Origin of the sequence: Stenotrophomonas sp. 364 (genome assembly GCF_009832905.1) — a bacterium.
Taxonomy (GTDB): Bacteria; Pseudomonadota; Gammaproteobacteria; order Xanthomonadales; family Xanthomonadaceae; genus Stenotrophomonas; species Stenotrophomonas maltophilia_AP.
This window is the reverse complement of sequence record NZ_CP047135.1, coordinates 1,480,576-1,504,651: the sequence shown is the minus strand read 5'-3', so window position 1 is coordinate 1,504,651 and position 24,076 is coordinate 1,480,576. Positions and strand designations below refer to the sequence as shown.

Sequence of the window (24,076 nt, the reverse complement as noted above, 5' to 3'; positions counted from 1 at the left end):
CGACCAACGGTCGTCACCTACAATGGTGGGAATGCTCGATACGCTCGCCACCGTCGTCAGCCACAGCCTGGAGATCAAGCACAGTCGCTTCATCGCGCATGCGGCGCCGATCGATACGGCGGCGGCCGCGCTGGCGTTCCTGCAGCAGGTGGCGATCCCCGATGCCACCCACAACTGCTGGGCCTACCGGCACGGCAGCGACTACCGCTCCAGTGATGATGGCGAGCCCGCCGGCACCGCTGGCCGGCCGATCCTGGCCGCCATCGACGGCCAGGGCTTCGACCGGGTGATGGTGGTGGTGATCCGCTGGTACGGCGGCATCAAGCTGGGCGCCGGCGGCCTGGTCCGGGCCTATGGCGGCACGGCCGCCGAATGCCTGCGCACCGCGCCCCGCGTGCCGCTGGTGGCGCTGACGCAGTTGCACGTGCAGGCCGCGTTCGAGGACCTGGGCGCGTTGCATGCCGCGCTGGCCAGCCACGCCGCCGAAAAACGCGATGAGTCCTTTACGCCGTCCGGAGTGGAAATGCGGGTTGAATTGCCGGCCGACCAGGCCGAGCCGTTGAAAAACCGCCTCCGCGACGCCACCCGTGATCGTATCCGCATCCAACGATGCACCGAACCAGGCCCCCTTGATGACTGAGACCACCCCCGCCCCGCCCCCCGCGCTGCGCCGCCTGGGCAGTCTGGGCACGCTGTGGCCGTTCGTACGTCGCCATTCGGGGCTGTTCACTGCCTGGCTGATCGCCCTGGCGATCTCGTCGGCGGCCACGCTGAGCCTGCCGCCGGCGGTCAAGGTGATGATCGACCATGGCTTCAACAACAACGGCCAGATCAATCGCGCGTTCGGCCTGCTGTTCCTGGTCGCGGTGGTGATGGGGCTGGCCACCGCGGCGCGCTTCTTCTTCGTGTCGTTGCTGGGCGAAAAGGTCGTGGCCGATCTGCGCAGCCAGCTCTACACCCACCTGATCACCCTCGGCGCCGGTTTCCACGACCGCAGCCGCAGTGGCGAACTGGTGTCCCGGCTCACCGCCGACAGCGAGTTGCTGCGCAGCGTGATCGGTTCGACGATGTCGGTGGCGCTGCGAAGCAGCGTCACCGTGGTGGGCAGCCTGGTGATGCTGTTCGTCACCAGCCCGCGGCTGGCCGTGTGGTCGCTGCTCGGCATCCCGCTGGCCGTGCTGCCGGTGATCATCGGTGCGCGCCGCCTGCGCAACATCTCCCGTGCCAGCCAGGACCGCGTCGCCGACGCCAACAGCCTAGCCGCCGAAACCCTGGGCGCGGTGCGTACCGTCCAGGCGCATGCACGCGAGCCCTATGAACGCGGCCGCTTCAACGTTGCGCTGGCCGAGTCGATCAAGGCCGCGCGTCGGCGCATCGGCGCGCAGTCGATCGTCACTGCCACCGCCATCGTGCTGGTGTTCGGCGCCATCGTCGGGGTGCTGTGGCTGGGCGCGCACGATGTCAGCGACGGCCGCATGACGGCCGGCACGCTCGGCCAGTTCGTGCTGTACGCCATGATCGGCGGTGGTTCGGTCGGTGCGCTGGCAGAGGTCTGGAATGAACTGCAACGCGCGTCCGGCGGCATGGGACGGATCGCAGAACTGCTGCAGGAAGACATCGAGATCACCGCGCCGGCCAACCCGGTGGCAATGCCGCTGCCGCTGCGGGGCGAGATCCGCTTCGACAACGTCGTGTTCCACTACCCGCAGCGCCCGGACACCGCGGCACTGGAAGGGTTCGACCTGCATGTACGGCCCGGCGAGACCGTGGCCCTGGTCGGTCCGTCCGGCGCCGGCAAGAGCACGGTGCTGTCGATGCTGCTGCGCTTCCACGACCCGGCCACCGGCAGCATCCTGGTCGACGGCGTGGATGTGCGCCAGGTCGACCCGGCCCACCTGCGCGCGCAGATGGCGCTGGTGCCGCAGCAACCCACGCTGTTTGCCGCCACCGCGCTGGACAACATCCGCTACGGCCGCCTGGACGCCAGCGATGAGGAAGTGCAGCGCGCCGCCGAGGCCGCCGAAGCCGACGAGTTCCTGCAGGCCCTGCCCGACGGCTACCTGAGCGAACTGGGCGAGCGCGGTGCGCGCCTGTCCGGTGGCCAGCAGCAGCGCATCGCGATCGCACGGGCGCTGCTGAAGGATGCGCCGATCCTGCTCCTCGACGAGGCCACCAGCGCGCTCGACGCGCAGAGCGAGCGCGCGGTGCAGCAGGCGCTGGAGCGTTTGATGGCGGGGCGAACCACGCTGGTGATCGCCCATCGCCTGGCCACGGTTCTCAAGGCCGACCGCATCGTGGTGATGGACCACGGCCGCATCATCGCCCAGGGTACCCACGAACAGCTGCTGGCCGAAGGCGGGCTGTACGCGGAGCTGGCACGCTTGCAGTTCATCGATTGATGACGCACCGCTAACGCTGCCGGTTGCATGGTGCGCAGGTCACAGGTCCATGCCACTGCAGGAGGTGCTTCATGTCGTTTCGACAGTTTCCCGCGACCGACGCCACGGGCGAAAGCTACGTCATCATCGAATTCAAGCAGGACCCGGCGCCCGCCGACGCGTCGGCTGCGCCAGCGGACGCGAACGTGCGTTACGAGCTGGCCGATGGCCGCCACCTGGTCCGCGATGGCCGTCAGTTCCGCACCGCTGGCGGTGAGTTGACCCTGACCACCTGAGCGCGCGACGCGGCCGATCTGCGCGACCGAAAAAAGTTTGCGGCAGGCTGGTCATTTTATGACCAGCCATCTTGACAGCCTTTGCCCGCAACGGCTGCACGCGGTTATCCACATGTTTGTGCGCAACTCATCCACACCCCCTGTGGATGAATGCGGCGTTGCAGCACGTCAGCGCGGCAGAACCCGGCCGATCCCTGTGGCATCGATTTCCACCGCGGCGCGCTGCAGCGCCCGCACATCGCTGCCGGCCACGAAGCCGACACGGAAATGCACTTCCCCACCCGGCGTGCGCGAGGAGTGGATGGAGGCCAGGCTCACCGCATGCCGCTCGAAGACGTGCAGCAGTTCGCGCAGCGAACCGGGCCGGTCTTCGGGCAGGTGCACGCTGATCGCGTTGCGCTCGGTCAGGTCGGCCAGCAGATAGCCCACCCGTTCGAAGGTGTAGTTGCCTTCGGCCAACACCGTCTCGCCCTGGCTGTCACGGTTGTCCAGCAGCAGCTGCTGGCGGAACGCCGCCCGCGCGGCATCATCGCCCTGCCCGACCTGCGCGCGCAGCTGCTGCAGCTGGGCCAGCAGCCGGTCCAGCATGGGCGCCACGTGCGGGTTGCCGAACTGTATGTCCTCATAGATCGCCGGGTTCAGCGACAGGATCCGCGCGATGATCGCCGTGTCCAGTTCGAAGGATGCCGACCGGTACGGCATCAACGCGGGCAGCGCGCCCAGCAGCGGCGCGTACTCGCGCAGCACGCCGGCCTGGGCCAGGTGGGTGGCATGTACCATCGCCTGCACCAGCGCCATTACCTGGTCGTGGTGCTCGGGCGTGGCGCGTACGCATTCGGCTTCAAGGGCGTCGCAGAGCTGCTGCACCCACGGCTGCCAGCGTGCCAGGCGCGCCTCGCAGACCACCATCACCCGGCCTTTCAGCGTAGGCGCCTTGGGCGGTGCGGTCATCGGATGCAGGCCCACCACCTCGGCCTGGGAGGCCAGCATCGCCGCTACCGGCGCGCTTTTCACCGAGGTCACGTCCAACCACAGACGGCCGGCTTCGCGTCCGGCCGACCGCGCGACGTAGTCGGCGATCAGCGCCGGGGTGTGCCGGATCGGCGCGGAGAAGACCAGCACATCGGCCTGCTCCAGCAGTTGGTCGGGCGTGTGCGACTGCGGGTCGGCCGGATCGTGGCCGATCACCTCCACGCCCATGCGCTGCTGCAGGAAACTCCGCAGCCAACGGCCATACGCGCCGGCACTGCCGACGATGCCCACTACCCGTGCGCTCACGCGATGCGCTCGGGCACGAAGCGCTGCGGCAGCGCCAACGCGGCCGGTGCGGCGGCCAGCACGTCGAACTCCTCGTGGCCATTGGCCAGCGTGGTTTCCAGCGCGACGTGCACGCCGGCGATGGCACGCGAAATCGCCTGTTCGAAGGATTCGCCGCGCAGCAGGAACGCTACCAGCAGCGACATCAGCACGTCACCGGTGCCGGCTACGTCCACCGGCAGGTGCGGCGAGGACCAGCGCCAGATCGCATCGCGGCTGACCGCCAGCGTGACGAGCTGGCCGGGCTCACCGCCCACGCTGTGCGCAAGTACCCACTGTGGGCCACGCGCCAGCAGGGCCTGCGCGGCGGCGATGGCATCGTCTTCGGCCAGGCTGGGCATGCCGGTCAGGCGGCCCAGCTCGAACGCATTGGGGGTCACCAGCCACGCATGCGGCAGCAGCCGCTCGGCGAAGATGGTTTCCAGCCCGGGTTCGACATAGGGGCCGGTGTGGGTGTCGCCGATCACCGGGTCCAGGCAGTAGCGCAGCTGCGGCGCGGTGGGCAGCACCTGGTCGAGCCAGTCGGCGAACGCCGCGCCATTGCCGACGCTGCCGAAGTAGCCGGACACCAGCATGCGGGCGCGCTGCGGCAGGCCGCGTTCGCTGGCCCCCAGCAGCAGCTCGGCAAACCAGTCGGCCGGCAGCACGCGACCGCGCGTGGTCGGATAGAACGGCGCATTGCTGAGCAGCGTGGTGGGCACTTCGGCCACCCGCACGCCCAGCGCGCGCAGCGGCGGTACCGCCGCGCTGTTGCCGGCGTAGCCGTACACCAGCTGCGACTGCACCGAGATGACGTCGACCGGCGACGGACCGTCCGGGCGCTGGCGGCGTCCATGGACCAGATGGCTTTCGAGGGATTCGTTCATGCCACCATTTTACGCCCGCCGCCCCCCGCGTAGCGTTACCGCAAGGGTGGCTCTACCCCGGCCTGCGCACACGAAAAAGGCCCGCTGTTGCCAGCGGGCCTTCGGTACATCGCAGCAACCGGTCTCGCTTACGAGGTCATCCGGTCCCAGAAGCCCTTAACGCCGTCGATGAACGTCGCCGACTTCGGCGAGTGCTTGCGCGCTTCTTCCCCGGTGAAGGTGGTTTCAAACTGTTCCAGCAGCTTGCGCTGCTCGGTGGTCAGGTTGACCGGCGTTTCCACCACCACCCGGCAGTAGAGATCGCCTTCGCTGCGGCTGCGCACTGAACGCACACCCTTGCCACGCAGGCGGAACAGCTTGCCGGTCTGGGTTTCGGCCGGGATGCGGATCTCCGCATACCCGCCCAGGGTGGCCACGCGTACGGTATCGCCCAGCGCGGCCTGCGAAATCCGGATCGGCACTTCGCAATGCAGGTCGTCGCCATCGCGCTGGAAGATCGCGTGCTCGCGCACCCGCACTTCCACGTACAGGTCGCCCGGCGGCGTGCCGGCCGGACCGGCCTCGCCCTCGCCCGACAGGCGGATGCGGTCGCCGGTATCGACGCCCGCAGGCACCTTCACCGACAACACCTTGTCTTCCTCCACACGGCCATTGCCGTGGCAGGTCTTGCACGGGGTCTGGATGATCTTGCCGCGCCCGTTGCAGTTGTGGCACGCCTGCTGCATGGCGAAGATGCCACGCTGGATGCGCACCTGGCCGTGGCCATGGCACACGCTGCAGGTATCGACCTTGCCGTCTTCGGACCCACTGCCATCGCAGTCGTCGCACTCGGCCAGGGTCGGAATCTCGATGCGGCGCTCCACGCCCATCACCGCTTCTTCCAGGTCCAGCTCCATCACGTAGCCGACATCGGCACCGCGACGGGCCTGGCGCTGGCCACCGCCGGCGGCACCGCCGAAGATGTTGCCGAAGATGTCACCGAAGATATCGCCCATGTCCGGACCACCCGGGCCACCGCCGCCGCCCATGCCGTGCTCGAACGCAGCGTGGCCGTGGGCGTCGTACATGCGGCGCTTGTTGGTGTCAGACAGGGTTTCGTAGGCTTCCTTGCACTCCTTGAAGGAGGCTTCGGCCGCCGCATCGCCCGGATTGCGGTCGGGGTGGTACTTCATCGCACAGCGGCGATAGGACTTCTTCAGCTCTTCTTCGCTGGCGGTGCGGGACACGCCCAGCACTTCGTAATAGTCGCGCTTGCTCATAACTTGAATCGGTATCCGGAGGTCGGGATTCGTCAAAGCGGAAGAGCGGAACCACGTCCGCTCTTTCGTCGGGCGCCCCGACAAACCGTGTTACGGCTGCCAGGACCCAGGGGAGACGACAACGGGACGTTGCCTGCGCAACGCCCCGTGTCTGGGCCGGATCAGGACTTCTTGTCGTCCTTGACTTCGGTGAACTCGGCGTCGACCACATCGTCGTGCGCGCCGTTGTTGGCAGCGGCGTCCGGGCCCGGGGCGGCACCGCCCTGGTCGGCCGCGGCCGAGGCAGCGAACAGCGCCTGGCCGGCCTCTTCCAGCACCTTCGACTTGGCTTCGATCTGCGCCTTGTCGTCGCCCTTCATGGCGGTTTCCAGATCGGCCAGGGCCGACTCGACCTTGCCGATCACATCGCCGCCCACCTTGCTGCCGTGCTCGGTGATCGCGGTACGGGTACCGTGGATCAGCGCGTCAGCCTGGTTGCGGGCCTGGACCAGCTCATGGAACTTCTTGTCTTCTTCGCGGTTGGCTTCGGCATCGGCGACCATGCGCGCGATCTCGTCCTCGGACAGACCCGAACCGGCCTTGATCTCGACCTTCTGTTCCTTGTTGGTCTTCTTGTCCTTGGCCGACACGTGCAGGATGCCGTTGGCGTCGATGTCGAAGGACACTTCCACCTGCGGCATGCCGCGCGGCGCCGGCTCGATGCCGGACAGGTCGAACTTGGCCAGCGACTTGTTGAAGCGGGCCTGCTCGCGCTCACCCTGCAGCACGTGCACGGTCACGGCCGACTGGTTGTCCTCGGCGGTGGAGAACACCTGCGAGGCCTTGGTCGGGATGGTGGTGTTCTTTTCGATGATCTTGGTGAACACACCGCCCATGGTTTCGATACCCAGCGACAGCGGGGTCACGTCCAGCAGCAGCACGTCCTTGACGTCGCCGCCCAGCACGCCGCCCTGGATCGCCGCACCCAGTGCCACGGCCTCGTCCGGGTTGACGTCCTTGCGCGGTTCCTTGCCGAAGAACTCGGTGACGGCCTGCTGCACCTTCGGCATGCGGGTCTGGCCGCCGACCAGGATCACTTCGCTGATGTCGCTCGAGCGCAGGCCGGCGTCGTTCAGCGCCACGCGGCACGGCTCGATCGACTTCTTGATCAGCTCTTCCACCAGCGCTTCCAGCTTGGCGCGGGTCAGCTTGATGTTCAGGTGCTTCGGGCCCGTCGCGTCCGCGGTGACGTACGGCAGGTTCACTTCGGTCTGCTGGGCGCTGGACAGCTCGATCTTGGCGCGCTCGGCGGCGTCCTTCAGGCGCTGCAGGGCCAACGGATCCTTGCGCAGGTCGATGCCCTGGTCCTTGTTGAATTCGTCGACCAGGTACTCGATGACGCGGTTGTCGAAGTCTTCGCCGCCCAGGAAGGTGTCGCCGTTGGTGGCCAGCACTTCGAACTGCTTCTCACCGTCGACGTTGGCGATTTCGATCACCGACACGTCGAAGGTGCCGCCGCCCAGGTCGTACACCACGATCTTGCGATCCTTGTTGTCGCCCTTGTCCAGGCCATAGGCAAGCGCTGCGGCGGTCGGCTCGTTGATGATGCGCTTGACGTCCAGGCCCGCGATGCGGCCGGCGTCCTTGGTGGCCTGGCGCTGGCTGTCGTTGAAGTAGGCCGGCACGGTGATCACTGCCTCGGTGACGGTCTCACCCAGGAAGGCTTCGGCGGTCTTCTTCATCTTCTCCAGCACGCGGGCGGAGATTTCCTGCGGGGCCATCTTCTTGGCGTCGCTGGTCTGCACCCAGGCGTCGCCGTTGTCGTGGGCCAGGATGCCGTAAGGCACGTGCGCGATGTCCTTCTGGACTTCAGCGTCGGTGAACTTGCGGCCGATCAGGCGCTTGACGGCGTAGAAGGTGTTCTTCGGGTTGGTCACGGCCTGGCGCTTGGCCGAGGCGCCGACCAGCACTTCGCCGTCCTTGGTGTAGGCGACGATGGACGGGGTGGTGCGGTCACCCTCGGCGTTTTCGATGACGCGGGCCTTGCCGCCGTCCATGATCGCCACACACGAGTTGGTGGTGCCGAGGTCGATACCAATGATCTTGCCCATGAGGGAGACTCCTGAAATGTCGGGGAACATCCGGCAGTTGCCGGGTTATGAATGGGATGTGTGGGACGCCGGGAGAACTTTCAAGCCATCCACCAAACACAGTGTCCGATGGCGGCCCAACGTGTTCAGCGTCCAGTAGAGCCGGGCTCTGCCCGGCTGGCCGATGACCGGCTGGCCGACGACCGGCTGGCCATCGCCCAGATCAGTCGCGGGCCACAACCACCAGGGCCGGGCGCAGCAGACGATCGTTGAGCAGGTAGCCCTTCTGGAACACTTGGACCACGCTGCCGGGCGCCGCGCCGGGCGCGTCGACCTGGCTGATGGCCTGGTGGTGATCGGGGTTGAATGCCTGGCCGGTCGGGTCCAGCAGGGTCAGGCCGTTGTCGGCGGCGACCTTGAGCAGCTGCTTGTAGGTCAGCTCCAGGCCTTCGCGCAGCGGGCTGGGCTCGGCACCGGCGCTGTTGAGGCCGGCATCCAGGCTGTCGAACACCGGCAGCAGCTCGCCCAGCAGTTTTTCGTTGGCGAAGCGGCGCGCCTGTTCGACGTCGCGGGCCACGCGCTTGCGCTGGTTGTCCAGGTCGGCACGCTCGCGCAGCGATTCGGCGCGCAGCAGCGCCACTTCATTGTGCAGGCTGTCCAGCTGCTGCTGCAGGGACGGCTCGGCAGCCGGTTCACCGGCGGGATTCTGGGATGCGATATCAGGCTGATCTTGGTTCATTTCCGGATCCTTGGCGGTGACTCTCCGCCTCCACCCACCCCTATGTGGGCGCGGGGTGCCGTTTCAAGAGTCCAGCCGCGGGTTTTATGCGCGATCGCGGGACAATCCACCGCCGGCCGGGTCGGCCAGCGCCGCGCCCAGCACCTGGGCGGTGGCCTCCACCAGCGGAATCATGCGGTCGTACGCCATGCGCTTGGGCCCGATCACCCCCAGCACGCCCAGCACCTGGCCACCGGCCGAGTACGGCGCGGTGACCAGCGACACCCCTTCCAGCGGCATCACCCCGGTCTCCTCGCCAATGAAGATGCGTACCCCCGGCGCCTGGATGGTGCGCTCGAGCAGCTGCAGGATCTCGCGCTTGCTGGCGAACACCTCGAACAGCTCGCGCAGCCGCTCCAGGTCGGACAGGTCCTGCACCCCCATCAGCCGGGTCGCGCCGGCCAGCACCATGTCGTCGGCCGGCGGTACCAGCGCCTGTTCGGCCAGCTCGATGCCGTGGGCCAGCAGCTGTTCCATTTCCGACTGCGCGTCGCGCAGTTCCAGCAGCAGACGCTGGCGGATCTCCGACAAGGGCCGCCCGGCGCAGTTGGCATTGAGATAGTTGGCCACCTGTTCCAGCTCGCCGGGGCCGAAGCTGCGGCGAGGCTCGATCACCCGGTTCTGCACTTCGTTGTCGGCAAACACCAGGATGGCCAGCACCCGGCGCGCGTCCAGCGCCACGAAATCGATATGCCGGAAGGCGAACTGTTCGCGCCGCGGCGCGCTGACCACGCCGACGAAGTGGCTCATCGCCGACAGCAGCTCCGAGGCACTGCCCAGCAAGGCCTGGGTGCCGCTGCCGCTGGCCAGTTCGGTGCGCAGCCGGCTCAGCTCGCCCTCGCCGGGCGGCTGCATCTTGACCAGGCTGTCCACGAACACCCGGTAGCCGTGCGCGGTAGGCACCCGCCCGGCCGAGGTATGCGGGGAACTGAGCAGGCCCAGGTCTTCCAGGTCACCCAGAATGTTGCGGATGGTGGCCGGGCTGACATCCAGCCCAGCCAGCCGTGCCAGTGTCTGCGAGCCTACCGGTTCGCCGTCCTGGATGTGGCGGGCGATCAGCGTCCGCAGCAGGTGGCGGGCGCGGGGCGCAAGATGTGACGCAGTGGGGTGCATGGAATCAGCCTGTGAGACGCCATCCTAGATAATGGCTCCGGGGGCCGAAGGCAAGTTATTGGAGCTGTCCCCGCCCCATGCTAGCGTTGCGCGGCTCAAGAACAGACAACCATGCTCAAACATCTATCGATCAAGGATTTTGCCGTCGTCCGTGCTACCGAACTCGAATTCGGACCGGGCATGACCGTGGTGTCCGGCGAGACCGGCGCCGGCAAGTCGCTGATGGTGGACGCCCTCGGCTTCCTGTCCGGGCTGCGCGCCGACAGCGGCGTGGTCCGCCACGGCGCCGCCCGCGCCGAACTGTCGGCCGAATTCGCCCCCGGCGAGGACGCCCCGGCGCGGCGCTGGCTGCGCGAGAACGAACTGGACGACGAAGACCAGTGCCAGCTGCGCCGGATCATCCGCGCCGATGGCGGCTCCCGCGCCTGGATCAACGGGCGCCCGGTCACCCTCACCCAGCTGACCGAACTGGCCTCGACCCTGGTCGAAATCCACGGCCAGCACGAACAGCAGGCCCTGCTGGCGCGGCCCTCGCAGCTGGCGCTGCTGGATGCGTTCGCGCGCAACGACGCCGAGCGCGGCCAGGTCCGCCAAGCCGCCGCCCGCTGGCAGGCGCTGGTGGACGAGGCCGAAGCGCTTTCGCGCCAGGGCGACGTCAGCGACCGCATCGGCTACCTGGAACACCAGCTGGGCGAGCTGCAGCGCGAAGACCTGGAGCCGGCCTCGATCGCCCAGCTGGGCAGCAGCCATCGCCGCCAGGCCCACGCCAGCGCCCTGATCGCCGCCTGCGATGTCGCCGTGGCCCGGCTCAATGGCGACGAGGACACCTCGGCACTGCAGCTGCTGCAGCAGACCCGCCACGAACTGGCCCGCGTGGCCGAACACGACCCGCGCCTGGGCGAGGTGGACGCCCTGCTCGACAGCGCGGCCATCCAGCTGGACGAGGCCCTGGCGCTGCTGGACCGGGTGCATGACGACCTGGATGCCGACCCCGAGCAGTTCGAGGACATCGAACGCCGGCTCGGCCGCCTGCACGACCTGGCGCGCAAGCACCGGGTGCCGATGGAGACGCTGGGCGAGCACCGCGACGCGATGGAAGCCGAGGTCGAGCAGCTGCGCGGTGCCGACACCCGCCTGCAGGCGCTGGCCGGGCAGATCGAGCGCGCCGCCGGCCAGTGGCAGACCGTGGCCGACACACTCAGCGCAAGCCGGCGCAAGGCGGCCAAGGCGCTGTCGGACACCACCACCACCCTGATCGGCGAGCTCGGCATGGGCGGCGGCCAGTTCCTGATCGATATCGAGCCGCAGGCCGTGGCCAAGCCCGACCCGAACGGCGCCGAGCGCGTGGAGTTCCTGGTGGCGGCCAACGCCGGCCAGCCACCGCGCGCCCTGCGCAAGGTCGCCTCGGGCGGTGAGCTGTCGCGTATTTCGCTGGCCATCGAGGTGGCGGCGCTTGGCCTGGACGCGGTACCGACGATGGTCTTCGACGAAGTGGATTCGGGTATCGGCGGCGCGGTGGCCGACATCGTCGGGCACAAGCTGCGCGCCCTGGGCGAGAAGCGTCAGGTGCTGTGCGTCACCCACCTGCCGCAGGTCGCTTCCAAGGGCCACGCCCATTACCGGGTCAGCAAGGCCCCGGTGGACGGCATGACCCAGAGCGCAGTGGAAAAACTGGACCCCAAGGCCCGCGAGGAAGAACTGGCGCGGATGCTGGGCGGCGTGGAAGTCAGCAAGGAAGCCCGCGCGGCAGCCCGCAAGCTGCTGCAGGTGTGAGGCGGGGTACCGACCGACGGTCGGTACCTACCCGCCTGGCGTACCTCCGCCCGATGCATCCACCCGCACGCCGCTCATCCCAACGGCTTGGCCAGATCCACCCGTTCCACCAGGTAATCCAGCAGCGCACGTACCCGCAGCGGCAGGTACCCGCCCTGCCCCTGGAACACCGCGTGCACCTCTTCCAGATCACCCGGATTGGCTGGCTCCAGCACCGGCACCAACCGCCCGGCCGCGACGTCGGCCTGCACCTGGAACGCCGCCAGCCGCGCCAGCCCCACGCCCCCCAGCACCAGCCGGCGCAACGCCTCGCCATCGCTGGCGCGCGCACTGCCGCCGGTCTGCACCACCCGCCGCTCGCCGTCGACCACCAGCGGCCAGCCGGACTGCGCACGCGGGTGGGCGATATCCAACCGGTTGTGTGTCAGCAGGGCCTCCACGTCCTGCGGCATCCCGTGCCGCGCCACGTAGGCGGGCGCCGCCACGATCATCATCCGGGTCGCGCCCAGCCGCCGCGCCACCAGGCTGGAGCTCTTCAATGGCCCCGCCCGCACCGCCACATCGGTGCGCTGCTCGAGCAGGTCGATGACCTCGTCGGTCAGCACCACGTCCACGCCCACCTGCGGATGCGCGGCCAGGAAGCCGGGTAACAGCGGCAACAGAAAGTGGTGCCCGAACGGCACGTTGGCATTCACCCGCAGGCGCCCGCGCGGCGCGGCATGGGCACTGGCGCAGCGTTCGGCCTCGTCCAGGTCGGCCAGCACCCGCAGCCCGCGCTCGTAGAAGGCACAGCCCTCGGGGGTCAGCTGCAGCTGCCGGGTGGATCGCTGCAGCAACCGCGTGCCCAGCCGCTGTTCCAGCCGGGACACCAGCTTGCTGACCGCCGAAGGGCTCAGTTCCAGCGAGCGCGCCGCAGCCGAGAAGCCGCCGGTTTCGATGACCCGGACGAACACTTCCAGTTCGCCCGAACGGTTGATGTCGGTGCCTGCCATGGGGTGAATCCAGTTCACAGATGATTGTCCGCGAGCAGTCTAGTTCACAGATGCAGCGAAGATCACGATGGCCGTCCCCCTCCAACGGATCGCCAATGAACGCCCTTACCCGCCTCGCCGCCGCCGCCCTGCTCGCCGCATCGACCCCGGCGTTCGCCCAGGCGCCCGCCCCATGGGTGGCCAGCTGGCAGGCCAGCCCGCAGCCGGTCTGGGACGCGTCGTTCCTGTTTCCCACCCTGATCCCAGCCGCCCTGGAAGGGCAGACCTTCCGCCAGACCGCCCGCCTCAGCCTCGGCGGCGAACAGCTGCGGGTTCGCCTGAGCAACGCCTACGGCACCACGCCGCTGCGGATCGGCGCGGCCAGCGTGGCCGGTGCCGATGGCCAGGCACCGCTTGCGCTGACCTTCGACGGCCACGCCGGCACGCAGATCGCTCCGGGCCAGGCGCGCCTGAGCGACCCGGTGATGCTGTCCACCCGCAATCTGCAAGCCGTGCAGGTCAGTGTCTACGTTCCCGCGCACACGCCGCTGCGCACCTTCCACTGGGATGGCCGCCAGACCGCGTCGATCGGGGCCGGCGACCAGACCCTGGCGCCGCGGATGGACACGGCGTCCACCACCACTGCCCGCCTGTTCCTGACCGGAATCGAGGTGCAGGCCGCCGCCGGCGCCCGCAGCGTCGTGGTGATCGGCGATTCCATCACCGATGGCGCCACCGCCAGCCTGGACCGCGATCAGCGCTGGACCGACCACCTGGCCGAACGGCTGGCCCCGCGCGGCGTGGCGGTGGTCAACGCCGGCATTTCCGGCGGACGCCTGCTGCGCGATGGCATGGGCGAATCGGCCCTTGAGCGCTTCCAGCGCGACGTGCTCGACCAGCCCGGCATCGCCAGCGTGATCGTGCTGATCGGCATCAACGACATCGCCTGGCCGGGTACCGCGTTTGCCCGCGATCAGGCCCGGCCCCGCCTGAGCGAGCTGCAGGCGGGCTACCGCACGCTGGTCGAACAGGCCCACCGCCGGGGGCTGCGCATCCTGAGCGCCACACTGCCGCCCTTCGTCGGCGCCCTGCCCGGCACGCCGTTGGACGACTACTACCAGCCGGACAAGGACGCCCTGCGCCAGCAGCTCAACCGCTGGCTGCGCACGGACAGCCCGTTCGATGCGGTGATCGACCTGGACGCGGCCCTGCGTGATCCGGCCACTCCTTCACGGATCGCGGCGGCCTACGACTCCGGCGACCACCTGCACCCGGGCGACGCGGGCAATCAGGCGATGGCCGAGGCGGTGGATCTGCAGGTACTGCTTCCCGGGGCGCATCCGGTGGCACCGCGCTGACAACGAAAAACCCCGGGCCAGGGCCCGGGGTTCGATCACGCACTGTGCCTGGCAAGGGTGGCCTAACGGCCGCCCAACGGGCCGTTACTTGCGCTTCTTGCGCACGTACAGCACCAGCGAGTGCTCTTCCAGCTCGTAACCGTGGTCAGCCGCGATCTTGCGCTGCAGCTCCTCGATTTCGTGGCTTTCAAATTCGATGATCTTGCCGCTGTCCACGTCCACCATGTGGTCGTGGTGGCCGCCGCGGTCCAGTTCGTAGACGGCCTGGCCGCCCTCGAAGTTGTGCTTCAGCACCAGCCCGGCGGCCTCGAACTGGGTCAGCACCCGGTAGACCGTGGCCAGGCCGATCTCGTCACCGTGCTCCAGGAGCTGGCGGTAGATGTCTTCGGCGGTCATGTGGTGCTGATGATTCTGGGCATTGCGCTGCTCAAGCAACGCCAGGATCCGCATCCGCGGGTGGGTCACCTTCAGGCCGACTTTGCGCAGGTCGTGGGTTTCCATAGTTCTCCGTTCATTGGCGATTTAGCGCCAGCTGCCTCGGATTGGGTCGCGGCGACGCGTCGTGAGTGTATCATCGACTGGATTTCCCCAAACGCCATTCCCGATGCGCAATCTCCTGCTGGTCGCCGCCGTTGCCCTGTCCACCACGGGCTGCGGCATCATCTATAAGCAACCCATCTATCAGGGCAACCTGATCCGGGAGCAGGCCGTCGGTCAGCTGCAGGTGGGCCAGAGCAAGCAGCAGGTCAACGCTCTGCTCGGCACCCCCTCGATCCCGGACCCGTTCCACGCCCAGCGCTGGGACTACACCGCCAGCGAGCGGGTCAACCGCCTCGGCCAGACCGAAGTGAAGAACTTCACGGTCTACTTCGAGAATGACCAGGTCACCCGCTGGGACGGCGAGTACTTCCCCAACCGGGATGCCGAGCTTGCCAAGTCCAGCGTTCGCCAGTTCGGCCGCAACCTGGCCAAGGACAAGAAGAAGCGCGGCCGCTGAGCCAACCTGACCCGGCGTCAGCTGCTGGCGCGGGCGCGCCGGCGGCGGTTGTCCTTGGGATCGGCCAGCAGCGGGCGCAGCAGCTCGACCCGGTCTCCATCGCGGAGCAGCTGGGTCGGTTGCGCCAGCACCCCGTGCACGGCCACCGCCGGGCACAGCGCACTTCCCTCAAGCGCAGCGGCAGCGATAGCCTCGCCCACCGTGGCCGTCGCGGGCAATTGCAGCGGCCGCGACAGCACCCGGTCTGGCCAGGCCAGCACCACCTCCACCGCAATCACGGCTCAGTCCTGCGCATCGGCGACGCTGACGAAGTCATTGACCATGCGGTCGGCCAGGCCCTGAAAGCCCAGCGCCAGCGCCGGCCCCAGCAGGCGCGAGGTGGGTTCGAACTCCAGGGTCAGGCTGACCCTGCAGGCATCCTCGGCCAGCGCGTGGAATTCCCAGCGCCCGTGCAGGCGCTTGAACGGCCCGTCGCGCAGCTGCATATCAATGCTGCTCGGGCGCTGCAGGGTGTTTTCGGTCATGAACCAGGTCGAGAACGCGCCCAACCCCAGGTCCAGGCGCGCCACCAGGCGGTCCGGTCCGGATTCCAGGATCTGCGCAGCCGAACACCAGCGGAAGCGGCGCGGATAGGCATCGATATCATTGACCAGGTCAAACATGCGGGCAGCCGAATGTTCGACCAGGGCACTACGGCGGATAGTTGGCATTTCGATTACTGATTGCTGATGAATCGACCGGGGAGGCCCGAATCGGAGACAATACGGACATGAGCAAGAACAGCGGCAAGGATAAAGCAAAGAACGCGACGGCCAACAAAACCATCGCGCTCAACAAGCGTGCCCGCCACGAGTACCACATCGAAGATCGCTTCGAGGCCGGCCTGGCCCTGCAGGGCTGGGAGGTCAAGTCGATCCGCGCCGGTCGCGGCAACATCGTCGATGCCTACGCTTACGTGCGTGACGGCGAGATCTTCCTGATCGGGGCGCAGATCACCCCGTTGATCCAGGCCTCCACCCACGTGGTGGCCAACGACCGCCGCGAGCGCAAGCTGCTCCTGCATCGCAGCGAGATCGACAAGCTGATCGGCCGAGTCCAGCGCGACGGGTACACGATCGTGCCGACGGCCATGTACTGGAGCAAGAACAAGATCAAGCTCGAGGTCGCCCTGGCCAAAGGCAAGCAGACCCACGACAAGCGCGATGCCGAAAAGGACCGCGACTGGGCCCGCGAGAAGTCGCGGACCATGCGCCGGCACAACCGCGACGCGTGACCGCCCCTGCCCCGCCCCCCCGTATCGAAGCGGCCACGGCCGACGACGTGGCGGCGGTGTTTGCGGGGCTGCGTGCGTTCAACGACGCCGCCTGCGGCAGTGCACTGGACGACCGGCCCTTGCATCGAGTGATCCGCGACGCGGACGGGCAGCCCTGTGCCGGCGTGCTTGCCGATGTCTACGGCGGCTGGCTGACGGTGCACGCCCTGTGGGTGGACGCCAGCCAACGCGGCCGTCGGCTGGGCCAGACCCTGCTCGCCGATGCCGAGCAGCAGGCGGCGGCGATGGGAGCCCATTCGGCCATGCTCGATACGTTCTCTTGGCAGGCCGAGGGCTTCTACCTCAAGCAGGGCTATGAGGTCTTCGGGCGGCTGGAGGACTTTCCGCCCGGGCATCACCGAACCTACCTGCGCAAGCGGTTGATCGGCGCCTGAGCGCACACGGCCGGGCAACGCGCACGGCATTCTCCCGCAGCGCACCCACAAGTGTCAGAATCCCCGCTTATTACCCAGGCTGGAGCGTTGCGTGACACAGGAAATCCCCCAGGAAACCACCGCGAGCGCGGACCCGATCGACGAAATCAAGGCCGATATCGCCGCCTATGAATCGATCTTCGCCGAGCTGACCCGCGCGATGGATCCGGCCGCCCTGCTCAAGGTGCTGACCTACCTGGGTCGCAATGCCAAGCGTGACGCGTCGGAAAAGCAGACCTTCGACACCCTGGAACATCGCCGCCTGATCGCGCGCGTGGACGCGCTGATGGCGCAGGTCCAGCCGGAAGCCCGCAAGCAGGCCATTTCCCAGCGCAACGAGCAGAACCACCAGCGCAAGCTGAAGGCCAAGCACCAGGCCGACAGCAAGCGCCAGCGCGAAGGCAAGCGCTGAACCAGCGCGGCAAGCAGGCAAGACAGGAACGGACCCCTGCCGGTACCCCATGGAAAAGAGTTACTTCGCCACGTTGCTGGCCCTGATCACGCACCAGATCGACGCCGCCTACTGGCATGAGTGGGACCTGTTCCACCTGCCGGGCGGCGTGCAGGGCTACCTGCTGTTCAACCTGCTGGCCCTGCCGGTGCTGCTGCTCGGGTATCGGCACGTCGTGCTGGGCAGCCCGCAGGCGCGGATCTACGCACGGATCTGCGCGGCACTCGGGATCGCCACCTTCCTTATCCATGGCGGCTTCGCCGCGGCCGGCGAGCGCAGTTTCCACCTGCCCCTGTCCGTCGCGATCATCGCCGCCTGCCTGCTGGCCGGCTTATGGCTCGGGTGGCGCAGCCGGCGCACCGCGTCGGCCTGAGCCATCCCCCCCAGCAACGGGAGACCCTCTACGAATTACCGGTCGCCCGTTCGGGATGCACCCACATTCCGCAAAGGACATTCACGATGCGCACGTTGACCCCACTGCTGTTGTTCGGTGCGTTGGCCGCCACGGCGACCGCGGCGACGGCCGCCAGGCCAGCCGCCATCCCCGCGATGCACGCCTGCACGGCCGACGAAGCGGACCGCCGACGTATCGCGGACGACCGCATGGAAACCCCCGATGACGCCGCCAGCATGAGAGGCACGGCCCTGCAGGAACCCGACGGCACTTTCGCGGCGGATCTGGTGCGGGCCCAGGCCGGTGATGCGCCTGCTCAGAACCGGGTGGGCCACGCCTACGCCGCCGGAAACGGCGTCCTCCGGGATCCGGATGAGGCCCTGCGCTGGTACCAGCGTTCGGCGCACCAGGGACTTCCCGCCGCCCAGTCCAGCCTGGCAGAGGCCCATCTGTTCGGACTGGGTACGCCGCCCGACCTGCCCCGCGCGATCACCCTGTACCGCCAGGCCGCGGCGCAGGGCAATGCGGAAGCGATGCGCCGGCTGGGTGACATCTACGCCATCGGTGGCCCGATCAACCGCTACAACCGCTACCCCGCTGGCGCCCAGTGCATCGCGGTCGACCTGCCCGAGGCGGCCCGGTGGTACGTGAAGGCGGCCGAGGCCGGCGACGCGTTCGCACAGGAGCAGCTGGCCATCGCCTACCTCGCCGGGCTCGGCGTCGAGCCCGATCTGGTGCAGGCCGAACGCTGGCTGGAGGCGATCGGCAAGGAGCGCCGCGCCCATGCGGTGTTCTACCTGGCCGACCAGTACCTGTATGGCCGCGGCGACGTCGTGCCACGGGACCTGGCCAAGGGCGCGCATTACACCTTGATCGCCGCCGAACTGGGTCACCCGCCGGGTCTGGCCCAGCTCGGCGCGCTGCACGAGTACGGCACGGGCGTCGAGCAGGACGACGTGAAGGCCTACGCCTACGCGCTGGCGGCGCACGACGAGGGGCTTCCGATCGACGACCACCAGTTCGCCAACCAGGTGGCCACGTTCCAGGCCCGCATGACCGAAGCCCAGCAGGCCGAAGCGCTGCAGCTGTTCCGCAGCATCCGCCAACTGCTGCACAGCGACGGGACCTACCTGTAAGACCACCGCCCCGCGCACCGACGCGCTCGCGTGACTGTTCAGCTGGAGTGGAGTAGCATTGGCCCCGTCAAGTAGCGTCTGGGTCGCCAGATGTCTTGCGGTTCTTGAAGAAACCGGGGGTGCATTGGTTTCGACGGGGGTTGTGAAGTTACTTGGTGCATGCCGAGGGGGCAGCTTTCCTCGTTAATCCAGCAGCAAACTTTTAGTTGCCAACGACGACAACTACGGTTCGGACTTCGCAATCGCCGCCTAAACAGCAGCAGTTGCTTTAGTTCTACAGCCGCCTAAGGCGAACCCCCGAACCTACTTGTGCCCGTGCTCGTAGATGTAGGGTCATTATCACGGAACCGGTTGTGATGGCTGCCTGTCAGTCACGACTTAACTAAAGCAGGCTGGTCCTGGGGTGCGCTTTGCACGCCGTGCTGCCACAGGGCGAGATTCAACGGCGAGCTAAGCATGTAGTACCGGGGATGGAGTGCCTTCGGACGGCGGTTCAATTCCGCCCACCTCCACCAATGACGGGTTCGAAAGAATCCGAAGAAGCCCGGGAATCCTTACACAATAAGGGTTCCCGGGCTTTTTAATTTCCGGCATGGGCTGTGCGCAGCCAGCCTATGCCTCGGCAAGATTGCGCTGCAGCAGGCCGTCCGCCAATGCCGCGATCTCGTCTCCCCGGTGCACCCGGGCGAGCCAAGCCGCTGGGATGCCGGCCACGCCGTAGAAGGCACCCGCCAGCTGACCGACAACCGCAGCGGTGGTATCCGCATCATCACCGAGGTTCGCAGCCTCCAGCACCGCACCAGCGAAGGTGTCGTGCTGGTGGAAGCACCACAACGCGGCTTCCAGGCTGTCCACGACGTAGCCTGTGCCACGTACTTGGTCGCGCTTGGCGCTCCGGTATCCGCCGGCGGCGATGTCGCGCAGACGCTGGCTGGACACCTCGATGGCGGCCAGGTCCAACACCTCCGTCTTGTCGCACCCCGCCAGCGCGCGCTCAAGCGCCACGACCAGCAGGCGACACGCGTCCAGACACTCCTCCGCCGCGTGCGTCGTACGGGAACTCAGCACGGCCATTGCTTGAAGCTCCGGCTTCCTGGCAAACCGAAGGGCCACGGGCGCCAAACGCATGATCGATCCATTGCCGGCGCTATCGGGGTCGATGTTTCCCGCCAGAGGCTCCCCGGTCACGAGGTAGGTGTGGATCGCGCCGCGTGTTGCCACGCCGATATCGAAGCAGGTGCCCGTTGAGCTCCAGTAGCCATGCTGATACCAATTGGCGTAGCGGTTCATCTGATCCCGTGGATCGAACGCGTCGCAACGGATCAGGCTCTCGGCCAGGCACAAGGCCATGGACGTGTCGTCCGTCCACTGCCCTGGCTCCAGATCGAAGGGCCCGCCGCCCACCATGTCGGTCAACGGTTCGAAGCTGCCGCGTGGCTTGAACTCCAGCGTGGTGCCAACGGCGTCGCCTGCGGCCAAGCCGAGCAGAGCGCCTCGGTATCGATTCTGTAGGTCCATAGAGCGATTCTAGGACAACAGCGCCACCCGCGATGCAGGTCTGTTGCTTTATCCACTCAATGTGCAGCCCACCCTTTCGCCCGCAGCCTCAACACCGCGCACGCTCTCCATCAGGTCCAATCAAACGAGAACAACACAGTGCGGCTGTCCGGCTCGTACATCATCACGATGGCATCGGGGCCGGTGGCACACCAGTTGTAGCCGGCAACCGTGGCGACCGCGAAGAACGGCCTGCCCGCTCGGGTGATCCGCACATTCTCTGCATCGGCCGCTTGATCGCGCTCATACATCAGCGGATCCAGCCACAGCTCGAACGCAGAGGGGATGGGCGCCGTCTCGGTCCAGTTCCCGTCGGAGATCTGTCCACCCAGCGTGTCCAGGTAGGCCTGCTCGTTGGGGCCGCCTTCGCCAAAGTGCGAATAGCTGGCCAACCGTCCATGGTCCTGGAAATAGGCCTTCGCCCTTTCGTAGCTGTCCCGCATTTCGCCGATGTGCTCCACCAGCTCCGGGTCCTGCACGTTGCTCCCCAGGAAGTAGCCTTCTTCCCCGAGGAAGCGCATGCGATTGTCGGTCGTCAGTTCGAACGCGATCCAGTTGGTGCCGATGCACGCGTTGTGATGCGCCTCGGTCTCTTCGCCGAGGCATCCTTCATAGGGTTCGACCGGGCACAGCATCGTGGCCACGGTACCCGCCAGTTCCGGACGCAGAATGCCCAGGTCCACGGAGATCAGTGGCAGTAAATGCGCCGCCAACCAGGCCTGCCCCGGAACGAATACGTCGGCAGGAAATGGGGTGAGGCCCGGCTGAAGCTCGCGGATATCGGTCTGGTAGAACATGGCGGTCCCTGCATGAGAAAAAGACGGGTGATACGTCGTAGTGTGCACGCTGCCGACGAAGGCAGGAAACGCGTCGGCTCCGCCGGCGCCGAAAGTAACTTGCCGTGCAGCCTGATGGTGTGGTGTCCAAAGATGGCGAGCAGCGCCCACCACATCGCATCAGGATGGGCGCACACCAGGAGACCCCCATGCACCGTTGGCATCTGAGCGGCCTTGACCACCGCCAATTCGAACCCCTCTTTGAGACGGATGACAGCGACCTCGCAGCGCGCGGGATCGTGCGCTGCGTGGCCACGCAGGACCACGGATTCCCCTGCCGCATCAGCCTGATGGACGCGCGCGTTGGCGAAGAGCTGTTGCTGCTTCCCTACACGCATCTGGCATCCAGCTCGCCGTACCGCGCATCCGGACCGGTGTTCATCCGGCGGCAGGCAGTACGCTGCATATTGCCACCCGGCGTGGTGCCGCCCTACGTGCACCGCCGGCAGATGTCGGTACGCGCCTACGACGCACGTGCGTTCATGCTCAGCGGGCAGATCTGCGAAGGCGGCGAAGTAGCCGCAGCGCTGGACCAGCTGTTCGAGGATCCCCACGTGCATCAGGTCCATCTGCACAACGCCGGGCGCGGCTGCTTTTCCTGCCGCGCCGAACGCAGCGATACCGGGGATCAGCCCGACGCGGTGCCAACGTCGGCCACGATCAACCCATAAACGTCGAAGTCACGGGCAACACCCCGCACCTGACGGAAGTGGCGTAGTCGGCCTTCGTGCTGGAAACCACAGTGGCGCAGCACGGCAGCGGAGGCCACGTTCGTGTCCAGCACGCACGCCTGGATGCGATGCCAGCCGAAGGCCGCCAACGCCCACCGGCTGACCGACTGGCACAGTGCGCTGGCGATCCCGCGCCCCCAATACGCAGGGCAGAGTTCATAGGCGATTTCTGCGGTGCCATGCGGCCACTGGATGCTGTGGAAGCCGATGCTGCCCACCAAGGCACCGGCGCGGTCCACGACGGCCATGCGGATCTGGGTGGGCGCGCGGGGTGTTTCCAGCGCGTCGAACAGCGGCGCCAGATCGTCCACGGAGGAGAGCTGCCAGCTGGTGTGTTCCCGTACGCCCGGTTGCATCAGGCAGGCATACCAGTGGCCGGCGTCGCCCCGCACCAGGGGACGCAGGTTGACCTCGGGGTGCCCGGAAGGTGGAATGCGGTTACACATGATGCGGGGTGTCGGTGCGGTGTCCCTCAATCTGCCCTCGACACACCCGATGGGTCAACCCGCAAAGCCGCTCAGGTGCTTGTGGAACAGCCGCACTTCTTGCGCGTGCGGCGCGCGCTCCAGCAGCGCCTGATAGCGCGACTGCAGCGCGTCGTGCGCCGCGCGCCGGCGCAACAGATACAGCGCGGGATAATCGGTATTGGCCTCAATCCAGTCCACTGCGTCGACGCTGCGAAACCATTCCAGCGACAGCGTGACACTCGCCGTCAGCTGCGCCTGCCATTCCGGCACCTCCTCGAGGCTGTCGAACGTACGCAACCAGATCCCGAAACGTGCGTTGAAGGCCTCCAGCGTCTCCGCCTCATCCCTGAGGCTCCGCCAATCGGTCAGCTCCGCCACCACCTGTTTGGACACGCGCGCCTTGATCGTGGATTCAACCACAGCGGGCGGCCAGGTTTCCGGGTAGTCGAATGCCTCGTCGCGCAGCGCCTGTTCCAGCACGGCGTTCACCCCCGCCATCAGCCCGCGATCAAGCAGGCCGAGGGTGAGGTGGAGTGAGTACCACCCTTTCTGTTTGGACAACCCCACCGTGTAGCGGTGGGTCCGACCAGATGCACTGACGCGCTCGAAATGGCGCCCGCGCTTAAGCACGAATCCCGCGGCCGCGAAATCGGCGGCGACGGCATCGGTAAGCGTCTTCAGCATTGACTGGGTAGCCTGGGTCACGCGTTACGCTCCTTGTGACGGTGCCGACGCTCGCTCACGGCAGGGTGAACTTCCGGGCCATTCGCAGCGGCCACACCGAGGTGAACTGCGCGCCGCCCACCAGCCGGTAGGCCGCCGAGACGCTGTGCAGCACCCCAAGCCGGTCCAGCACGTCCTTGGCCCGCCGGAAGACCGAGCGCGGGTCGTCGGTGAAGATGAACAGGTTGATCTCCTTGGCGCTGAGGTCGTGGCCGTCCAGCGCCGCGGTCGCGCCCAGGACCTGGCTGAGCTCGGCCTCCAGGGTGGCCAGGAAGGCCTCGTCGTCCAGCGACTTTCTCCAGAACTTGATCACAAGCTGGTAATCCATCGGGGGCCTGCCGTTCTAGAAGGGAACCGCCAAGGTTACCCTCCCTGGCGTCATCGACAACACCTTGATGTGCGGGCGATCATGCTCCGGTCATCCCCTCCCGGACTGCGAAGATTGCCATGGCCCCCTTCCGTTCGATCCTGTTGACCGCCCTGCTCGCACTGGTCCCGACCCTGGCCGGCGCGGCCGACAAGGTCACCACCACGCCGGTGCAGTTCGCCAAGGGCACCAGCAGCGCCACGCTGCGCGGCACTGTTGCCGGCTACGACACCGTCCGTTACACGGTGGCCGCACGCGCCGGCCAGACCATGACCGTCACGCTGGGTGGCAGCGCCAACGCCAATCTCAACGTGTACGCGCCGGGCGTGGTGCCCGGCCAGGGCGAAGCACTGGGCAGCACCGATGAGACGCGGCGCTGGACCGGCACCCTGCCCGCCTCCGGCACCTATGTGGTCCAGGTCTATCAGATGCGTGCGCAGGCACGTCGCGGCGAGAAGGCACCGCATACGTTGACCGTCGCCATCCACTGACC

At 67.4% G+C, this 24,076-nt stretch carries 28 protein-coding genes and 1 other RNA gene; 14 read left to right on the top strand and 15 right to left on the bottom strand.

Going from position 1 to position 24,076, the window contains the following annotated elements:
• Window positions 1-31 precede the first annotated feature (31 nt).
• From GQ674_RS07110 to GQ674_RS07100, 3 genes are all read left to right on the top strand, one after another.
• Window positions 32-640 carry a YigZ family protein gene (locus GQ674_RS07110; RefSeq protein ID WP_159496498.1) on the top strand — a complete coding sequence of 203 codons (609 nt, stop codon included), beginning with the start codon at window positions 32-34 and terminating at the stop codon, window positions 638-640.
• Window positions 633-2,399, top strand: a complete 1,767-nt coding sequence (locus GQ674_RS07105; RefSeq protein ID WP_159496497.1) for an ABC transporter transmembrane domain-containing protein — start codon at window positions 633-635, stop codon at window positions 2,397-2,399. The genes GQ674_RS07110 and GQ674_RS07105 overlap by 8 nt, the downstream gene beginning before the upstream one ends.
• 71 nt (window positions 2,400-2,470) lie before the next feature.
• Complete coding sequence (locus GQ674_RS07100) at window positions 2,471-2,674, top strand: hypothetical protein (protein ID WP_128096591.1); 204 nt, start codon at window positions 2,471-2,473, stop codon at window positions 2,672-2,674.
• Between the two features lie 168 nt (window positions 2,675-2,842).
• Here the strand turns inward: GQ674_RS07100 and GQ674_RS07095 are convergent, their stop codons facing one another.
• From GQ674_RS07095 to hrcA, 6 genes are all read right to left on the bottom strand, one after another.
• Window positions 2,843-3,952, bottom strand: a complete 1,110-nt coding sequence (locus GQ674_RS07095) for a prephenate dehydrogenase (protein WP_159496496.1) — start codon at window positions 3,950-3,952, stop codon at window positions 2,843-2,845.
• Window positions 3,949-4,857 (bottom strand): pyridoxal kinase, encoded by a 909-nt coding sequence (gene pdxY, locus GQ674_RS07090; protein ID WP_159496495.1) that lies wholly within the window; start codon window positions 4,855-4,857, stop codon window positions 3,949-3,951. The genes GQ674_RS07095 and pdxY overlap by 4 nt, the downstream gene beginning before the upstream one ends.
• Window positions 4,858-4,985: 128 nt before the next feature.
• On the bottom strand, window positions 4,986-6,116 hold the full coding sequence (dnaJ, locus tag GQ674_RS07085) for a molecular chaperone DnaJ (protein ID WP_159496494.1): 1,131 nt from the start codon (window positions 6,114-6,116) through the stop codon (window positions 4,986-4,988).
• A gap of 161 nt (window positions 6,117-6,277) precedes the next feature.
• Window positions 6,278-8,206 carry a molecular chaperone DnaK gene (gene dnaK / locus GQ674_RS07080; RefSeq protein WP_159496493.1) on the bottom strand — a complete coding sequence of 643 codons (1,929 nt, stop codon included), beginning with the start codon at window positions 8,204-8,206 and terminating at the stop codon, window positions 6,278-6,280.
• 202 nt (window positions 8,207-8,408) lie between these two features.
• The gene (gene grpE, locus GQ674_RS07075; RefSeq protein WP_038688923.1) at window positions 8,409-8,924 is read right to left on the bottom strand and encodes a nucleotide exchange factor GrpE; all 516 of its coding nucleotides are present in this window, start codon (window positions 8,922-8,924) and stop codon (window positions 8,409-8,411) included.
• Between the two features lie 84 nt (window positions 8,925-9,008).
• Entirely contained in the window at window positions 9,009-10,076 is a 1,068-nt protein-coding gene (hrcA, locus tag GQ674_RS07070) for a heat-inducible transcriptional repressor HrcA (RefSeq protein WP_159496492.1), read from the bottom strand.
• A 111-nt stretch (window positions 10,077-10,187) separates the two neighbouring features.
• Between hrcA and recN the strand changes: the two genes are divergently transcribed.
• Window positions 10,188-11,849 (top strand): DNA repair protein RecN, encoded by a 1,662-nt coding sequence (gene recN / locus GQ674_RS07065; RefSeq protein WP_159496491.1) that lies wholly within the window; start codon window positions 10,188-10,190, stop codon window positions 11,847-11,849.
• A gap of 74 nt (window positions 11,850-11,923) precedes the next feature.
• Here recN and GQ674_RS07060 read toward each other — a convergent pair whose 3' ends face one another.
• A complete protein-coding gene (locus GQ674_RS07060) occupies window positions 11,924-12,841 on the bottom strand; it encodes a LysR family transcriptional regulator (RefSeq protein ID WP_159496490.1) in 918 nt (305 codons plus the stop codon).
• 95 nt (window positions 12,842-12,936) lie between these two features.
• Here GQ674_RS07060 and GQ674_RS07055 point away from each other — a divergent pair, with 95 nt between their 5' ends.
• Entirely contained in the window at window positions 12,937-14,178 is a 1,242-nt protein-coding gene (locus GQ674_RS07055; RefSeq protein WP_159496489.1) for an SGNH/GDSL hydrolase family protein, read from the top strand.
• An 84-nt stretch (window positions 14,179-14,262) separates the two neighbouring features.
• Here the strand turns inward: GQ674_RS07055 and fur are convergent, their stop codons facing one another.
• On the bottom strand, window positions 14,263-14,679 hold the full coding sequence (gene fur, locus GQ674_RS07050) for a ferric iron uptake transcriptional regulator (protein ID WP_038688936.1): 417 nt from the start codon (window positions 14,677-14,679) through the stop codon (window positions 14,263-14,265).
• 103 nt (window positions 14,680-14,782) lie between these two features.
• Between fur and bamE the strand changes: the two genes are divergently transcribed.
• Entirely contained in the window at window positions 14,783-15,175 is a 393-nt protein-coding gene (gene bamE, locus GQ674_RS07045; RefSeq protein ID WP_128096165.1) for an outer membrane protein assembly factor BamE, read from the top strand.
• A 17-nt stretch (window positions 15,176-15,192) separates the two neighbouring features.
• On the opposite strand, the gene GQ674_RS07040 is transcribed toward bamE, so the two are convergent.
• A complete protein-coding gene (locus GQ674_RS07040; RefSeq protein WP_128096164.1) occupies window positions 15,193-15,453 on the bottom strand; it encodes an RnfH family protein in 261 nt (86 codons plus the stop codon).
• Window positions 15,454-15,456: 3 nt separating this feature from the next.
• The gene (locus GQ674_RS07035) at window positions 15,457-15,885 is read right to left on the bottom strand and encodes a type II toxin-antitoxin system RatA family toxin (RefSeq protein WP_159496488.1); all 429 of its coding nucleotides are present in this window, start codon (window positions 15,883-15,885) and stop codon (window positions 15,457-15,459) included.
• Window positions 15,886-15,944: 59 nt separating this feature from the next.
• Between GQ674_RS07035 and smpB the strand changes: the two genes are divergently transcribed.
• The 6 genes from smpB to ssrA all read left to right on the top strand — a co-directional run bounded on the left by smpB (window position 15,945) and on the right by ssrA (window position 19,417).
• Window positions 15,945-16,448 (top strand): SsrA-binding protein SmpB, encoded by a 504-nt coding sequence (gene smpB / locus GQ674_RS07030; RefSeq protein WP_159496487.1) that lies wholly within the window; start codon window positions 15,945-15,947, stop codon window positions 16,446-16,448.
• The gene (locus GQ674_RS07025; RefSeq protein WP_159496486.1) at window positions 16,445-16,882 is read left to right on the top strand and encodes a GNAT family N-acetyltransferase; all 438 of its coding nucleotides are present in this window, start codon (window positions 16,445-16,447) and stop codon (window positions 16,880-16,882) included. The genes smpB and GQ674_RS07025 overlap by 4 nt, the downstream gene beginning before the upstream one ends.
• 91 nt (window positions 16,883-16,973) lie before the next feature.
• Window positions 16,974-17,333: a hypothetical protein gene (locus GQ674_RS07020; protein ID WP_159496485.1), complete on the top strand. Its 360-nt coding sequence runs from the start codon at window positions 16,974-16,976 to the stop codon at window positions 17,331-17,333.
• A 49-nt stretch (window positions 17,334-17,382) separates the two neighbouring features.
• Window positions 17,383-17,745 carry a DUF6713 family protein gene (locus GQ674_RS07015; protein WP_159496484.1) on the top strand — a complete coding sequence of 121 codons (363 nt, stop codon included), beginning with the start codon at window positions 17,383-17,385 and terminating at the stop codon, window positions 17,743-17,745.
• 86 nt (window positions 17,746-17,831) lie between these two features.
• The gene (locus GQ674_RS07010; RefSeq protein WP_159496483.1) at window positions 17,832-18,902 is read left to right on the top strand and encodes a tetratricopeptide repeat protein; all 1,071 of its coding nucleotides are present in this window, start codon (window positions 17,832-17,834) and stop codon (window positions 18,900-18,902) included.
• Between the two features lie 115 nt (window positions 18,903-19,017).
• Window positions 19,018-19,417, top strand: a transfer-messenger RNA (tmRNA) gene (gene ssrA / locus GQ674_RS07005).
• A 97-nt stretch (window positions 19,418-19,514) separates the two neighbouring features.
• On the opposite strand, the gene GQ674_RS07000 is transcribed toward ssrA, so the two are convergent.
• Together GQ674_RS07000 and GQ674_RS06995 are read right to left on the bottom strand one after the other, a co-directional pair.
• The gene (locus GQ674_RS07000; protein ID WP_159496482.1) at window positions 19,515-20,420 is read right to left on the bottom strand and encodes an ADP-ribosylglycohydrolase family protein; all 906 of its coding nucleotides are present in this window, start codon (window positions 20,418-20,420) and stop codon (window positions 19,515-19,517) included.
• Window positions 20,421-20,530: 110 nt separating this feature from the next.
• Entirely contained in the window at window positions 20,531-21,256 is a 726-nt protein-coding gene (locus GQ674_RS06995) for an enolase (protein ID WP_159496481.1), read from the bottom strand.
• 104 nt (window positions 21,257-21,360) lie between these two features.
• Here GQ674_RS06995 and GQ674_RS06990 point away from each other — a divergent pair, with 104 nt between their 5' ends.
• Window positions 21,361-21,966 carry a DUF1203 domain-containing protein gene (locus GQ674_RS06990; protein WP_328803875.1) on the top strand — a complete coding sequence of 202 codons (606 nt, stop codon included), beginning with the start codon at window positions 21,361-21,363 and terminating at the stop codon, window positions 21,964-21,966.
• On the opposite strand, the gene GQ674_RS06985 is transcribed toward GQ674_RS06990, so the two are convergent.
• From GQ674_RS06985 to GQ674_RS06975, 3 genes are read right to left on the bottom strand one after another with little or no spacing between them, the layout of a single operon-like run.
• Window positions 21,924-22,472, bottom strand: a complete 549-nt coding sequence (locus GQ674_RS06985) for a GNAT family N-acetyltransferase (RefSeq protein ID WP_159496480.1) — start codon at window positions 22,470-22,472, stop codon at window positions 21,924-21,926. The genes GQ674_RS06990 and GQ674_RS06985 overlap by 43 nt on opposite strands.
• A 54-nt stretch (window positions 22,473-22,526) precedes the next feature.
• Window positions 22,527-23,198, bottom strand: a complete 672-nt coding sequence (locus GQ674_RS06980; RefSeq protein ID WP_159496479.1) for a hypothetical protein — start codon at window positions 23,196-23,198, stop codon at window positions 22,527-22,529.
• A gap of 34 nt (window positions 23,199-23,232) precedes the next feature.
• A complete protein-coding gene (locus GQ674_RS06975; RefSeq protein ID WP_159496478.1) occupies window positions 23,233-23,544 on the bottom strand; it encodes a hypothetical protein in 312 nt (103 codons plus the stop codon).
• A gap of 119 nt (window positions 23,545-23,663) precedes the next feature.
• Between GQ674_RS06975 and GQ674_RS06970 the strand changes: the two genes are divergently transcribed.
• Complete coding sequence (locus tag GQ674_RS06970) at window positions 23,664-24,074, top strand: g-type lysozyme inhibitor (RefSeq protein ID WP_159496477.1); 411 nt, start codon at window positions 23,664-23,666, stop codon at window positions 24,072-24,074.
• Window positions 24,075-24,076 lie beyond the last annotated feature (2 nt).

Coding starts and splice junctions, on each gene's coding strand:
- GQ674_RS07110 (WP_159496498.1), top strand. CDS start 32: ATGCTCGATACGCTCGCCACCGTCGTCAGCCACAGCCTGGAGATCAAG.
- GQ674_RS07105 (WP_159496497.1), top strand. CDS start 633: ATGACTGAGACCACCCCCGCCCCGCCCCCCGCGCTGCGCCGCCTGGGC.
- GQ674_RS07100 (WP_128096591.1), top strand. CDS start 2,471: ATGTCGTTTCGACAGTTTCCCGCGACCGACGCCACGGGCGAAAGCTAC.
- pdxY (WP_159496495.1), bottom strand. CDS start 4,857: ATGAACGAATCCCTCGAAAGCCATCTGGTCCATGGACGCCGCCAGCGC.
- dnaJ (WP_159496494.1), bottom strand. CDS start 6,116: ATGAGCAAGCGCGACTATTACGAAGTGCTGGGCGTGTCCCGCACCGCC.
- dnaK (WP_159496493.1), bottom strand. CDS start 8,206: ATGGGCAAGATCATTGGTATCGACCTCGGCACCACCAACTCGTGTGTG.
- grpE (WP_038688923.1), bottom strand. CDS start 8,924: ATGAACCAAGATCAGCCTGATATCGCATCCCAGAATCCCGCCGGTGAA.
- hrcA (WP_159496492.1), bottom strand. CDS start 10,076: ATGCACCCCACTGCGTCACATCTTGCGCCCCGCGCCCGCCACCTGCTG.
- recN (WP_159496491.1), top strand. CDS start 10,188: ATGCTCAAACATCTATCGATCAAGGATTTTGCCGTCGTCCGTGCTACC.
- GQ674_RS07060 (WP_159496490.1), bottom strand. CDS start 12,841: ATGGCAGGCACCGACATCAACCGTTCGGGCGAACTGGAAGTGTTCGTC.
- GQ674_RS07055 (WP_159496489.1), top strand. CDS start 12,937: ATGAACGCCCTTACCCGCCTCGCCGCCGCCGCCCTGCTCGCCGCATCG.
- fur (WP_038688936.1), bottom strand. CDS start 14,679: ATGGAAACCCACGACCTGCGCAAAGTCGGCCTGAAGGTGACCCACCCG.
- bamE (WP_128096165.1), top strand. CDS start 14,783: ATGCGCAATCTCCTGCTGGTCGCCGCCGTTGCCCTGTCCACCACGGGC.
- GQ674_RS07035 (WP_159496488.1), bottom strand. CDS start 15,885: ATGCCAACTATCCGCCGTAGTGCCCTGGTCGAACATTCGGCTGCCCGC.
- smpB (WP_159496487.1), top strand. CDS start 15,945: ATGAGCAAGAACAGCGGCAAGGATAAAGCAAAGAACGCGACGGCCAAC.
- GQ674_RS07015 (WP_159496484.1), top strand. CDS start 17,383: ATGGAAAAGAGTTACTTCGCCACGTTGCTGGCCCTGATCACGCACCAG.
- GQ674_RS07010 (WP_159496483.1), top strand. CDS start 17,832: ATGCGCACGTTGACCCCACTGCTGTTGTTCGGTGCGTTGGCCGCCACG.
- GQ674_RS07000 (WP_159496482.1), bottom strand. CDS start 20,420: ATGGACCTACAGAATCGATACCGAGGCGCTCTGCTCGGCTTGGCCGCA.
- GQ674_RS06995 (WP_159496481.1), bottom strand. CDS start 21,256: ATGTTCTACCAGACCGATATCCGCGAGCTTCAGCCGGGCCTCACCCCA.
- GQ674_RS06985 (WP_159496480.1), bottom strand. CDS start 22,472: ATGTGTAACCGCATTCCACCTTCCGGGCACCCCGAGGTCAACCTGCGT.
- GQ674_RS06975 (WP_159496478.1), bottom strand. CDS start 23,544: ATGGATTACCAGCTTGTGATCAAGTTCTGGAGAAAGTCGCTGGACGAC.
- GQ674_RS06970 (WP_159496477.1), top strand. CDS start 23,664: ATGGCCCCCTTCCGTTCGATCCTGTTGACCGCCCTGCTCGCACTGGTC.